The sequence below is a fragment of the Rhizobium sp. CG5 genome (genome assembly GCF_023701945.1).
Classification (GTDB): Bacteria; Pseudomonadota; Alphaproteobacteria; order Rhizobiales; family Rhizobiaceae; genus Allorhizobium.
The window spans coordinates 95,755-109,266 of the sequence record NZ_JABAEF010000020.1; the positions used below are offsets into that span (position 1 = coordinate 95,755).

11 protein-coding genes are annotated in these 13,512 nt (G+C 55.6%); 2 read left to right on the forward strand and 9 right to left on the reverse strand.

The genetic code is table 11. From position 1 onward, the window contains the following. Positions 1–261: 261 nt before the first annotated feature. A complete protein-coding gene (locus HGO38_RS25460; RefSeq protein WP_250958620.1) occupies positions 262–1,650 on the reverse strand; it encodes an aspartate ammonia-lyase in 1,389 nt (462 codons plus the stop codon). A 218-nt stretch (positions 1,651–1,868) separates the two neighbouring features. Here HGO38_RS25460 and HGO38_RS25465 point away from each other — a divergent pair, with 218 nt between their 5' ends. Further along, positions 1,869–2,228, forward strand: coding sequence for a cupin domain-containing protein (locus HGO38_RS25465; protein ID WP_250958621.1), 360 nt, complete (start codon positions 1,869–1,871; stop codon positions 2,226–2,228). 69 nt (positions 2,229–2,297) lie between these two features. Here HGO38_RS25465 and HGO38_RS25470 read toward each other — a convergent pair whose 3' ends face one another. The 8 genes from HGO38_RS25470 to HGO38_RS25505 all read right to left on the reverse strand — a co-directional run bounded on the left by HGO38_RS25470 (position 2,298) and on the right by HGO38_RS25505 (position 12,291). Continuing rightward, complete coding sequence (locus HGO38_RS25470) at positions 2,298–3,665, reverse strand: MmgE/PrpD family protein (protein WP_250958622.1); 1,368 nt, start codon at positions 3,663–3,665, stop codon at positions 2,298–2,300. Positions 3,666–3,674: 9 nt separating this feature from the next. Continuing rightward, positions 3,675–5,339: an ABC transporter ATP-binding protein gene (locus HGO38_RS25475; RefSeq protein WP_250958623.1), complete on the reverse strand. Its 1,665-nt coding sequence runs from the start codon at positions 5,337–5,339 to the stop codon at positions 3,675–3,677. Continuing rightward, positions 5,332–6,219, reverse strand: coding sequence for an ABC transporter permease (locus HGO38_RS25480; RefSeq protein ID WP_250958624.1), 888 nt, complete (start codon positions 6,217–6,219; stop codon positions 5,332–5,334). Before HGO38_RS25480 ends, HGO38_RS25475 begins: the two co-directional genes overlap by 8 nt. A gap of 9 nt (positions 6,220–6,228) precedes the next feature. Then, entirely contained in the window at positions 6,229–7,179 is a 951-nt protein-coding gene (locus HGO38_RS25485; protein ID WP_250958625.1) for an ABC transporter permease, read from the reverse strand. Positions 7,180–7,258: 79 nt separating this feature from the next. Further along, positions 7,259–8,926, reverse strand: a complete 1,668-nt coding sequence (locus tag HGO38_RS25490; protein ID WP_250958626.1) for a peptide ABC transporter substrate-binding protein — start codon at positions 8,924–8,926, stop codon at positions 7,259–7,261. Positions 8,927–8,991: 65 nt separating this feature from the next. Further along, positions 8,992–10,329: an NAD(P)/FAD-dependent oxidoreductase gene (locus HGO38_RS25495; protein WP_250958627.1), complete on the reverse strand. Its 1,338-nt coding sequence runs from the start codon at positions 10,327–10,329 to the stop codon at positions 8,992–8,994. Between the two features lie 34 nt (positions 10,330–10,363). Then, positions 10,364–11,536, reverse strand: coding sequence for a Gfo/Idh/MocA family protein (locus tag HGO38_RS25500; protein WP_250958628.1), 1,173 nt, complete (start codon positions 11,534–11,536; stop codon positions 10,364–10,366). After that, entirely contained in the window at positions 11,533–12,291 is a 759-nt protein-coding gene (locus tag HGO38_RS25505) for a sugar phosphate isomerase/epimerase family protein (protein ID WP_250958629.1), read from the reverse strand. The genes HGO38_RS25500 and HGO38_RS25505 overlap by 4 nt, the downstream gene beginning before the upstream one ends. A 161-nt stretch (positions 12,292–12,452) precedes the next feature. Here HGO38_RS25505 and HGO38_RS25510 point away from each other — a divergent pair, with 161 nt between their 5' ends. After that, entirely contained in the window at positions 12,453–13,505 is a 1,053-nt protein-coding gene (locus HGO38_RS25510; protein WP_250958630.1) for a sugar phosphate isomerase/epimerase family protein, read from the forward strand. Positions 13,506–13,512: the final 7 nt, after the last annotated feature.

Below are 13,512 nucleotides of genomic sequence, written 5' to 3' on the forward strand. Positions count from 1 at the left end.
CCTCGCTGTTGGTTTGGTGCTGCGAACGCGAAGCAAGAGGTAGGGCGCTGTTTGTGACAAGGCGGCCTATCCCTCGAATTCGGGACGTTGAGCTGGTGTGGAATGACAGTACGGGTACGGCACAGTGGCGACGAGACGGGATACGAAAACGGGTCTACCTAGCAGATGAACTTCACTTTATATTGGAGCAGTTACCCGCACTCCCGCGTGTTGTTCAGATGGCAATACATAGACATTATTGGCCTTAATATAAGTCTTGCTTTAGGCCAGCACCGAAAAGATAGACATCCGCTGTTCTTCAGACAGGGAAGGATCCTTTGCGACTACTTCGCGCAGTGAGGCTCCGGAAATCAGCGCATCTTTTGCTAACATCGCCGCTTTGTTATACCCGACCACGGGGTTCAAACTTGTAGCCTGAACCAGCGATCGGTCATGAAGCTCCCGGCACCTTGATACGTCAGCTTCGATGCCGTCGATGCAACATGTCCGCAATATCTCCATCCCTCGCGCGAGAAGCCGGATCGATTGGAGGAGGTTAAGGACCATCACTGGCTCCATGGCGTTGAGTTGTAACTGGCCGGCCCCAGCCGCTAACGTGATCGTCAGGTCGTTACCGATGACCTGGAAGTTGATCTGGTTCATCATCTCCGGAATGACAGGATTTACCTTTCCCGGCATTATCGATGAACCGGCCTGTCGAGCAGGCAGTTTAATTTCGCCGAAACCTGCACGTGGGCCGCTCGAAAGAAGGCGTAGATCATTGCAGACTTTTGAGAGCTTCACAGCGATCCGCTTCAGCATGCCAGAAACTGACACGAACGCGCCGGTGTCCGATGTTGCCTCGATGAGGTTGAATGCTGGCTTGAGTTCAACACCCGATACCGCGTTAAGGTGCCTGCATGCGATAGCGGCAAAACCAGGCGGTGCGTTGACGCCAGTACCGATTGCTGTCCCACCTAAGTTTACTTCCCGCATGAGATCGAGCGTCCTGAACATCTGGATGCGATCTTCGTCGATCGTCTCGGCAAAAGCTTCGAACTCTTGCCCCAGGGTCATCGAAACTGCATCTTGCAGCTGCGTTCTTCCCACCTTGACTACGTCTGAGAACTCCGTGGCCTTGCGGCGCAATGACGCGGTCAGTTTGAGCAGCGCGTTAAGCAATCCCTCGGACTCACGAAGGACGGTCAGCCGGACTGCTGTCGGGTAGACATCGTTGGTGGATTGCGAAAGGTTCACGTGATCGTTCGGGCTGATGACAGAATAGTCTCCCGCCGGGCGCCCCATGCTAAGTAGAGCGATATTAGCAATGACCTCATTCACGTTCATATTTGTCGAAGTCCCCGCCCCACCTTGCATCATATCGACGGGAAAATGGTCGGAGTAATCACGTAAGCTTATTTCTTCGCATGCTCGTTTGATGGCTTGAGCTACATCTGGAGCCAACAGCGAAAGCTCCTCGTTCGCGAGGAGGGCTGCCTTCTTCACCATAACCAGGGATTCGACAAAGGTCGGATATTCACCGAGGCGGATACCTGAAACCCCAAAATTCTCCACCGCTCTCAACGTATGGATCCCGTAGAGTGCGCTGTTTGGTAGGACGCGAGTGCCAAGCAGGTCCACTTCATATCGTTCAGTCGTCGCGTCGGTCATATTAGGCACCTCTCAAAATAAGGAAGAACGACGGCACGAGCCGATGCACGTAGGTGACCCGCTGGGGTCCCAGTTTGCTTCCTCGTTTTTCCGGGTCCACGGTACAGTGTTCGCGAAAGTTGTTATGTCTCAACCTACGACAGAATTCTTACTGATTTGTTGACAATCGTTTGTATTTACGAATACAAACGATTGTCTATGACGATAAGGAGAATTTTGTGTCCCTACTAGTTACGCTAAAAAATGACGTCACCAAGCTGCCCGACCCAACTGGTCGTAAGCCATCGCCAGAAGAGAAGATTGAGGGCGATCCGGATTTCCGCACATGGCTGCAAGATGAATCTTTCGATGGAAAGGTCCGCACCGGAATCTGGGAAGCCACTCCCGGCCTGACCCATGCTATCAAGGACGGTGTCTACGAATACTGCCTTATCCTCGAAGGCGTTGTCGAAATCACTGAGAACGGTGGGGAGTCAAAAATCTACCGTGCCGGAGACAGCTTCATTTTCAAGCCGGGCTTCCGCGGAACTTGGCGCACGATCGAGACTGTGCGTAAAATGTACGTTGTCGTGCGCTAATCAGCGCATTTGTGAAGCCGGCACTGCCGGCTTCATTTCAGGGTGCTGACGCGGGTGCCGCAGTTACTGTTAACTTGCGGGACAGCCTAACAATCCCGCCAGACGCGTCTCGAACGAAAGCCAATCCGCAGCGGATGGTAGTTCATAAAGATGCTCGAACGCAGCCTCGGCTTTTGCACCACCACACAGGGAGACAAACTTATCCTTCATTGCCTCGCGCTCGAACGGCCTATCAGGACTACCTTTTGTCTGTTTTACGGCCTCGCGAAACGAGGAGCCATTTACAAACGTGACCGTGACTTCAGACAGAAACGGATCGTCTTGCTCCTCGAGGCCAACCATTTCGACGCGCTCCATCACATGTCGGATATCCGGGTCGCTGAGCGTCTCGTCCGCAAACGCATTGAGCGCGGCCGACGGCAGGCATAGTGCGGCGGCCGCACAGAACTGCATGCTGAACTTACCTTCGAGTGCTGTCTCCGGCCGGTTATGAACGAGGATCGAAGGGATTGTCCTGCCGACATTGATCCGGACTGATGTGATGTTGCGCAGTGTATCCGTCTGCAGGCGACCGCGAATTATCTCGCAGGCTTCCATGGCCGTATGCGCGGCTGTACAGCAGGGGTAAGCCTTGATCGTCACACCGGGATCCTTGAATGGTGAACCACGACCAATCCGGGCAAGGACCGCATCAACGCGACCCGGATCGCCACCGTAAAGCACTGCAAGCCCCATCGGACCGAAGACCGATGCGTTAGCATCGAGTCCAGTCTTTGCAAGCTGTGCCGAGACATAGCCGTCGCGGGCAGCGGCGGCGACCTGCCAGGGCTTGGCGCTGCTGCCGAACGCGGACCGTGTTCCGCTGCTCGCCGTTACCGCAAAGGACAACGCTGTCGCCGTTTGTTCAACGGACAAACCTAAAATGTGTGCGCTTGCCATTGCCGCGCCGAACACTCCGAGGGTCGCTGAAGCATGCCATCCGAGTGCATAATGTGCCGGATTGAGCAATTCACCTAACGCCACCATTGTTTCGACGCCCGATAGATAGCCATTTAAAAGCGTTTGGCCTGAACAGTTGGTCATGCCAGCCGCAGCCAAGGCCGCAGCCATTGTGGGTACAGTGACGTGCGCTATCGAAATAAGGGCCTCGTCGTCGTCGAAATCATCAAGATGCGCAGCCATTGCGTTGAGCAGTACTGTGTCCGAAGGACGGCATCGCAAGTCACTGCCAATAAGCCAACTAGGACCATCCGCACGAACATCAAATATGTCACTTGCTAGCAACGTTTTGATTTCTGGCCGACGAAAGCCGGCATAAGCGGTGCTGATCCCGTCAACGAAGTTCATGATCGACGATTGCCGGTCGTCGTCTGAAAAACCTGACGCCGAATAGTGTATGGCTGCGGCGAAACGCAAGATTTCTTGTTCAGTGGCCATCTGCCGCACTCACCCCGCCATCCAATCGGCGCCCGGGATCGAGGCTACCAACCTTTGTGTATATTCGTGTTTGGGGCTGCGAAAGATAGCTGAAGGAACGCCGCTTTCTACAACCTGTCCGCGATACATAACGATTATTTCGTCACAGATCTTGCTAGCTACGCGAAGATCGTGAGTGATGAAGATCATTGCGATCTTCAGGTCGTGTTGAATTCGCATCAAAAGTTCGAGGATTTGCGCCTGAATCGACACGTCGAGCGCCGAGACAGCCTCATCGGCCACAAGAACCTGCGGGTCGAACATCAAAGCACGGGCAATGCCTATGCGCTGTCGCTGCCCGCCTGAGAACTCATGAGGGTACCGGTCGAGGCTTCGTTCATCGAGACCGACGAGCTTAAGGAGATGAGCAGCCTTCTCGCGCGCCGCAACTGACGTCAGATTACCGTGCGCAAGTGGGCCTGCAGTCAGTGCCGTCAAGACCCTATGGCGGGGATTGAGCGATGCGAAAGGATCTTGAAACACCATCTGAATCTGAGGCCGCATGGGCCTGAAATCGGCCTCGGACATTTTAGCGATATCCGTGTCGCGGAAGACGATACGCCCACTATCGCTGTCCATGAGCTTGACGATCATACGGCCCAGTGTCGACTTGCCGGAGCCGGATTCGCCAACTACGCCTAGTGTGGTTCCCTTGTAGAGAGCGATGCTGACATCGTTAACAGCCTTCACCACCCGCTGTGGTTTGAAGAGACCGACGGATGTTTCATACGTCTTCCGAAGATTCTCTGTTTTGAGAACTATCTCAGTACCACGATCAATTTGTCGATCGGCCTGAGACATGCGTGGGACTGCGGCAATGAGCTTGCGAGTATAGGGATGTGCAGGTGACTGGAGCACGTCTGCTGCAATACCTTGCTCGACCAGAGATCCTTTCTCCATCACAAGGACTCGATCGGCTATCTCGGCAACTACGCCGAAATCATGCGTGATGAACATCACGCTCATGTTTTTCCGTTTCTGGATCTTGCGGATTAGTTCGAGGATTTGCGCTTGCGTAGTGACGTCCAATGCCGTGGTTGGTTCGTCGGCGATAAGAATATCGGGGTCGAGTGCCAGTGCCATCGCAATCATGACGCGCTGGCGTTGCCCTCCGGAAAGACGGAAGGGGTATTGTCCTTGCAGAACCGTCGGCTCTGGGAGGCCGACCTCGTCCAAGAGCGCCAAAACCTTCTTTCTGCGGGACTCCGCCGTGCCGATGTGATGAACCTGCATGACCTCCTCAATTTGGTCTCCGATCTTCATAAGAGGATTGAGGGCGGACAAGGGGTCCTGGAAGATCATCGCAACCACGCGTCCACGCAGTGACAGCAGTTCACGCTCAGGCAGTTGCAGTATTTCTTTGCCACTGAGCGTGATGGTTCCTTCCGTCGCCATGATGGACGGCGGCAAAAGCCCCATGATCGTGTTCGCAGTCACCGATTTGCCGGAACCGGATTCGCCGATGATGCAGAGAATTTCACCTTTCCGCAGATCGAAGGAAATATCTTTCACCGCATGGGTGCGCTCCATGCCCTTCGGAAGCTGAACTGTGAGATTACGGACCGATAAAGCAACGTCTGGAATAGGGTTTTCGGTGACCAGACCTCGTTGTGACGATGGCGACACTTTAGTCATTACCATGGCTCCTGATGTCGAGGGCGTCGCGCAATCCGTCGCCAATAAAGTTAAAGCTGGTCACCGCGAGGGTAATCGCCACGCCGGGTATGATTGCGAGCCAAGGCGCTGTGGCGAGGTACTGCTGTGCGCCATTGAGCATGTTTCCCCAGCTTGGCGCCGGAGGCTGAATTCCATAGCCAAGAAAGCTGATGTAGGCCTCTGCCAGAATTGCCCGGGCGACAGTGAGCGTCGCTGCGACGATGATAGGGCCCATAACGTTCGGGAGCAGTTCTCGGGTCATGATCCAGCGGCCGGACAACCCGAACATACGTGCCGCGACCACAAAATCCCGCTCTTTCAGTGAGCGAACCTCAGCAGATACGATACGAGCGATTTCCATCCAACTGGTCGATGCAATGAGCACGGTAATCATTGCGGGACTGGGTTGAATGAAAGCTGCAAGCGTCAAAAGCAGGAAGATTGAGGGGAAGCATAGAAATGCATCGACGACGCGCATAAGTGCCGCACCAACGCGACCGCTATAGTAACCTGCAATGATACCGATGCTTGCACCAATGAAAATGCTGATGAACATGGCGGAGAAGGCAACCAGGAGCGATACGCGCCCCGCCATCAGCAATCGTGCGGCAACGTCCCGCCCCAACGGATCCGTTCCCAGATAATGATGGCCTGTCAAAGGTGGGGCAAACCGCGCTCTCAGATCGATGTAAAGCTGGTCATAGGGGAGTAGATATGGGCCGACAACGCAGACCAGTACGAGCATCACGACGCAGGCAATTCCGAAGAGGGCCAAGCGGTGCTGTGCGAATCGGCGAACCGCCGGATTTGCGAAAAAACCTGTACGAGAAGTATCGATGACATTGGAACCGGAAGACATCTTGTACTCCTATGCGTAACGGATTCGAGGGTCGGCGACAGCAATCAAGATATCGGCGATGAGATTGGCAACGATAACGAGGATCGCCGAGAACATCAGGAGACCCATGATTACAGGGTAATCTTTGTAGCTGAGGCTATCGAGAAACAGCCGGCCCATGCCCGGCCAGGTGAAAACTGTCTCTGTTACCAGTGCACCGCTGAGCAGCGTAGGCAGCTCAAGTCCTGCGAGCGCGATCATGGGCAACATCGCATTTCGTAACACGTGCCGGATAATCACCCGACGGTGGCTCATGCCCTTTGCTCGTGCGGTCCTGACGTAGTCCTGACTTAGGACCTCCAGCGTTGCCGTGCGCATATACCGGCTCCAGACGGCCAGATGAACGAGAGCGAGCACGAGTGACGGCATAATGAGGTGTTTGGCGTAGCCAAGGAAAGATTCGTCGCCAACAGTGTACATGTTGCCCGGCGGCAGCCAGCCAAGCTTAAGGGAGAAGACGTAGATCCCGACCAAACCAAACCAGAAGGTTGGGATCGAAAGCGCGATCATCGCGATGACCGTCGTTACATAATCGAATACCGAGTACTGCCTAACAGCGCTGCGCACACCAATCCAACAGCCCAGGACGACCGCGATCAACGTCGCCGAAACCATGAGAAGGACGGTCGCGGCCAGATGAGAGGAGACGACTTCGAGGACAGGTGTGCTGTCACGATAGGATCGTCCCCAATCGCCCATAAGCATTTTGCCAACCCAATCCAGGTATTGAAGGGGAAGGGGGCGGTTGAGGCCCATCTGAGTGGAAATGCGTTCCAGCTCGGCCGCCGTCATGCCGGGCGTGGCAACAAATTGTGATAGTGGCCCACCCGGCGCCAAGTGTAGGACAGAAAAGCCGATAACTGAGACGAGCGCGAGCAGAAGAACGCTCTGCATGAGACGTCCGAACAAAAAGCGAAGCATAGTTTGGTTCCCCCCGTTTTGTCACGGGCTAAGACATCGATCGAAACGCGGGAGGCCAATGGCCTCCCGCAAGCTCTACTTAAGAGCGATACCAATCAGCGATATTCCAGGTATCGATGCGCACATTCACGTTAGCCGCGTAGCCGTTGATGCCACTCTCGTGACCGCGGACAGTGCGACGCTGCCACATTACGATGAACGGCAGATCTTCTCGCACGATTTCCTGGATTTTGGCGTAGATCGGCTTACGCTCCTCAGGCACGAAAAGCTTTCCGCCTTCCGCGAGAAGTCTGTCGACTTCGGGGTTGGAATATTGCCAGAAGTTCAGGCCGCCACCACCCTTGGCTGCGCTGTTAGTCGACAGGAAGAAGTCGCTTGTGTCGGGGTCAAATCCAGTGAGAAAGTCCTGGCCGTGCATCACACTGTGAAACTGCGACTTCAGCCAGAAGTCGGCAAATAGCACCGCCGAAGGCATGTTCTCGACCTTCATCTCGATGCCGACGTCCCGAAGTGTCTGCTGCATGTATTGCTGGATTTGTTCGCGGATCTGATTTCCGGCTGATGTCGAGTTTGTAAAGGACAGACGTTTTCCGTCCTTGACCCGAATACCGTCCGGACCTGGAACCCAACCGGCCCGATCAAGGAGTTTTTTCGCCTCTTCAGGGTCATACTTATGCTTCGGTAAGTCCGGGTTGTAATAGTACGACTGCTGTGGGATGTAGCTCTCGGTCGCAATCGGCACACCATAGTTGATCTGCTCAAGCGCACTGTCCCTATCAAACGCACTGTAGATCGCTTGACGGACAGCCTGTTCGTCCAGAGGCGCTCGGCCGGTGTTGAACGCGATGCACTCCACCGACGAAGCCGGCATCAGATCCACGACCTTGCCCTGGAGAGTTTGGGCGTCTGCATAATTATTTGCGGGGATATACGAAAGGCTAATCAGATCGATGTCGCCGGTCTTGAACTGCGTGTAGAGGACTGTCTGATCGGGAATGTACCGGAAGATCACCTTCTCGATATACGGGCCTTCACCGAAGTAATCGTGGTTGGCGGCAACCTCCATGCTGTCACCGGCCCGTCGATTAACGAATTTGAACGGTCCGGTGCCGATCGGCACCCTGTCGAGGGAAGAGGCATTTTTGTCGGTTACGCCCTCAAATACATGGGCCGGGACGATGAACGTTGCCGCAAGGATTGACGGGTAAGGCGCGAAAGGCTGCTCCATGCGCCACGTCAGTTCAGTTGCCGAGACAACCTTTAAATCCCGAACTAGTTCATGGCCGGTGCGACGCCAGCTGTTGAACTTCGGATCAACAAGAAGTTCCAGTGTGAACTTGACATCTTCTGCCGAAAACGGCTTTCCGTCGTGCCACTTCACGTCGTCGCGCAATTTAATACGCCAGTTGAGACCATCTGCAGATATGCCGCCATTGGCCACTGTTGGCACTTCCGCAAGCGATGGTTCGAAGTTGCCCTCGGGTGTGACAGTGAAGAGCGTGTCGTAGAGAGCGAATTGAATTCCTTCGTCGACCTCAATGTGAAGCTTGTGAGGATTCAATACGGTCGGCTCCTGCGACAGGCCGATGATAAGTTGGCCTGTCGGCGATGACGGTGGAGCAGCAAGTGCCCGATCCTTGCCGAGCAGGTTCGGCGCAAAGTAGCTTACAAGGCCAGCAGCGCCAAGCAGTCCAAGAGTCTTCCTCCGAGTGAAGGCGAGCTTCGTATTCTCATTTTCAGTCGACATAACAGAACCCCTTTTGGTTTGGTGAACGAAGACGGTTACCTGCCTCTTTATCGGGCAGTTGCGGACTACTGGCGCATATCGGGCATGAGCTCGATCTTTGAACCGTCCGAGAAACGGGAGAAGCGGAAATGAGCCGGATCGACGATAGGAGGTCGCCCAGAGACAATATCCGCCATCAAACGGCCGGCAGCCGGTGCGATGCCAAAGCCATGACCGGAAAAGCCGGTTGCAATGTGGAAGCCTGGGATTGAGGCGACGGCGGAGATGATTGGGATTGCATCAGGCAGCACGTCGATATAGCCGCCCCAACGCTGGGCAATCTGAGCATTCGCAAAAACTGGCCAATCTTCGGCGAGCTTTTTAAGCGTTCCATCGGCATATTTCTTCGATGGGACGGGATCGAGCGCGCGGTGGTATTCGAACGGGCTGGCTTCATCCATCTCCCAATGTTTTGATAGGCGAAGCTCTTCGAAGAAGCGCCCACCAAGCCTAAACCGAAGGGACCGCCATTCCTCTCTAAAGGATGGTAAGAAACTCCAGCCATATTTGAAGGAGTTCGGCACGATGTCGACGATGTTTTGGTGTCCCGATGCGATGGTGTAACCACCGTCCTGGCGCTTACGAAGCGCAAAGTCTCGTGTCCACAGAGCACCGTCGGGGCCGCCTTCCAGCGGCTTCGTCATCAAAACAGAGTTCATCACGTTGAGCTGCGGCACGTCTATGCCATACCGCTGGCAGAAAAGATTACTCCACACGCCACCGGCAACGACCACTGCATCACATTCGATCAGTCCGCGTTCCGTGACGACGCCACTTACCCGCCCTGCAGACGTTTCCAGTCCCCTGACAGCACAGTCGGTAAGGATCGTTGTACCCTTGTCACGGGCAGCTTCAGCAATTGCCGGAGCTGCTTTCTGAGGCTCAGCGCGGCCGTCGCCGGGAGTATGCAATGCGCCGTATGGTATTTTCCGAAGACCTGGAAACATCTCGGCAAATTCTTGCCCGTTCAGCATTCGGCTTTCGATCTGGTAGGGCTCGAGATGCCTGTTCCAGTCTGCGTAGGTATTGAACTGCTTTTCTGTTGCGCATGCGAAGGTGATGCCCGCCTTCTTGTAGCCGGTATCACGTCCCAGACGCTTATCGAGCGTCTCCCACATGCGGACAGCTTCGATCATCAACGGGATTTCACGCGGATCGCGGCGCGAGAGTCTCACCCAACCCCAGTTACGGCTAGACTGTTCGTGGCCAACGCCGCCTTTCTCGCATACAGCAACCTTGAGGCCCTGCTCGGCAAGTTCGAGGGCCGTCGAGACACCAACAATTCCACCGCCTATGACAACCACATCAACCTTTTTTGGCAACGCCTCGTCGCCATGAAAAGGAACCACTCTTGGACCTGGCATATCTATTCCTCCCGCACCCGCGGCCCGGTAGCACCTAGGCGACTTTGCCCGAATGCGTTTGATTGATCACTTCGAAAACCGCCTCACTGGAACCTGTGGACACGGGTAGCGGACGGTCGCAACTGGACCCGATCTCGATGACGCGAGATTCAGCCGCAGACCTGCCGATAGCGAGCAGAACATCCAGAACATGCAGTGCGAGGTCGCCATTTGCACGATGAGGACGGCCCTGTCTGATCGCGAGTGCCATGTCTACGACACCGATCGAGCGATGGTCCGCAACTTCGCGGCCGGTCCGCAGGGTTCTGTTCCGCTCTCCGAATGCGAATGCCGATATATCCACCGCCTGCCAATCTCCTCCTCGTTCGGAAACTTTCGGTTCATCTCCAAAGAAGTTGGGATCGGGAACGAGCAACGAGCCTTCCGTGCCGTAGATCTCGATTGGCGATCGTTGATGCTTCCAGACATCCCATGAAGCGTCCAGACTGAAACGGGCACCACTCTCGAAAATCAGAAGAGCGCTGTAACTTGTCGGTGTTTCAACCGCGATATCTTCACCGGCGCGATCCCCACTACCAATCCGTCGCGTCAGATAGCCGGTCGAGGCGGTGGCCGTGACCAACCGGATAGGCCCGAGAAGATTGACAAGAACAGTGATATAATAAGGCCCAAGATCGAGAACCGGACCACCTCCCGACTTGAAGAAGAAGTCCGGGTTCGGATGCCAGGCCTCCATCCCTCGCGAAAGGAAGCTCGCAGAGCCGCCAAGTACAGTTCCGATCCTTCTGTCATCAAGCAGTACTTTGCAGGCCTGGTGTGAGGCTCCGAGGAAAGTGTCAGGAGCACAGCCCACCCGCAAGCCGCGCTTAGCGGCCAACTGCAACAGGTTTTGGGCTTCCTCGACCGAGACTGTCAAAGGTTTTTCCGAATAGACGTGTTTGCCGGCCTCAAGAATACGCGTGCTGACTTCGGCATGGGCATTCGGAATTGTGAGATTGATGACTATCTCGATCGAGGGGTCAGCTAACATTTCGTCGATGGTGGCGTATCCCACACCCATCGCAGAAGCTTGCGAACGGGCGGCTTCCTCCCGGATATCCGCCACCGATTTGACAAGGATATGGCGTGAGCGGGCGGCGCCGCGGATATAGGCGGTGCTGATAACACCGCACCCGATAATGCCAACGTTCATAGGGGAAGCGCTCACCGCAGGTTCTCCTGCAGATAGCGGAAGCTGTTGGCAGTGGTGGCCGCCGGGTTCAGCGGCTTGTCGTGCTCCACCACCATGACCTTGGCGCCATTAGCAATCGCTTCCGGCCACAAGACTTTCCAGTCCAGCACCCCGGCGCCCACATCGGCCCAGCCAGCCTCTTCCTCGTTCTGCCCCTCCGGAGCAAGGTCTTTCACATGTGCCGCCGCTAGCCTGCTTGAATGGCGTTTCAGCCAAACAACCGGATCGACGCCGCCCCGTGTCAGCCATGCGATATCTGCCTCCCACTGCACGGGAGCGGATCCGGCTGCTTCGAAGACCAGATCCAAAGCCGTTTTATCACCGTCCTTGAGATGCAAGTCCCAATTGTGGTTGTGGTAACCAAGGGTCATACTGTGGGCCGATAGCTTGTCGCTCAGGAGCGCCAGCTGCTTTCCCAACTCCCGCCATCCATCTGCTGGCATGTCACGCTGCGGAACAGGAACAGAAGGCACGAACAGGGAAGAAATGTTGAACGCCTGCGCGTTCTCTACAACCGTCTCAAAGTCGTCCGTCAGGTCGGCGAGCGCAACATGGCTACCAGATGCCTGGAGGCCCCGCTCACCAAGTAGCCCAGCCAAGGCACTGCCGCGAGAAAGCTTGGCACCGTAAAGCTCAACAAACTCAAAGCCCGCCGCCTTAACGGTGTCGAGCATTTCAGCGTCGTTTTCGATCGAGCGCATTGTAAACAGTTGCACCGACAGTTTGGTCATAGATATTCCTCGAATAAACCGTGCTGAAATGAAATCCAATCGTTTGTACAGGGTAGACAAACGTTTGTATCCTTGTCAAGCGAGCAAAGTAGGCATAATAGGATTGATGCCAAAATGATTCCGACTTCAGATTAGCTCAAGCACACTCGATTGGATCAATCATGATAAGCCTTAAGGGGCCCGCCATTTTCCTCGGCCAGTTCGCAGGCGACGAAGCACCGTTCAATTCGTGGGACAGCATCACAAAATGGGCGGCTGACAAGGGCTACATTGGCGTGCAGGTCCCTACCTGGGCAAGCCAGTTGATCAACCTCACACAAGCTGCCTCCTCCAAGGATTATTGCGACGAGTTCGCCGGTGTCGCCCGTCAGAACGGCGTGGAAGTGACCGAATTGTCCACCCATCTACAGGGCCAGCTGGTCGCGGTGCATCCGGCCTATGACGAAGCCTTCGACGGCTTTGCCGCGCCTGAAGTGCGCGGCAATCGGAAGGCACGTCAGGAATGGGCAGTCGAGCAGGTGAAAATGGCGATCACAGCCTCGAAGCATCTCGGCATCACGGCGCATGCCACCTTCTCTGGCGCGCTTGCCTGGCCCTACATTTATCCGTGGCCGCAGCGCCCGGCCGGTCTGGTGGAAGCCGCCTTCGACGAGCTTGCCCGCCGCTGGACGCCGATCCTCGACCATGCGGACGAAAACGGCGTCGACGTGTGTTACGAGATCCACCCCGGTGAGGACCTGCATGACGGCGTCACGTTCGAGATGTTCCTGGAGCGGGTGAAGAACCATCCGCGCGCCAACATGCTCTACGATCCCTCGCACTACGTGCTGCAATGCCTGGATTATTTGGAAAACATCGACATCTACAAAAACCGGATCAAGATGTTCCACGTGAAGGACGCGGAGTTCAACCCGACCGGGCGGCAGGGCGTCTATGGCGGCTTCCAGAGCTGGGTGAACCGGGCCGGACGGTTCCGGTCGCCGGGTGATGGGCAGGTGGATTTCGGGGCGATCTTTTCGAAGATGGCGGCCAACGATTTCGACGGATGGGCAGTGGTTGAATGGGAATGCGCGCTGAAACATCCTGAAGACGGTGCCCGGGAAGGGGCCGAGTTCGTCAAGCACCATATCATCCGCGTCACGGAAAAAGCCTTTGATGATTTCGCATCTGCTGGCACCGACGATGCGGCCAACCGGCGCATGCTTGGGCTTTGAAAGCACT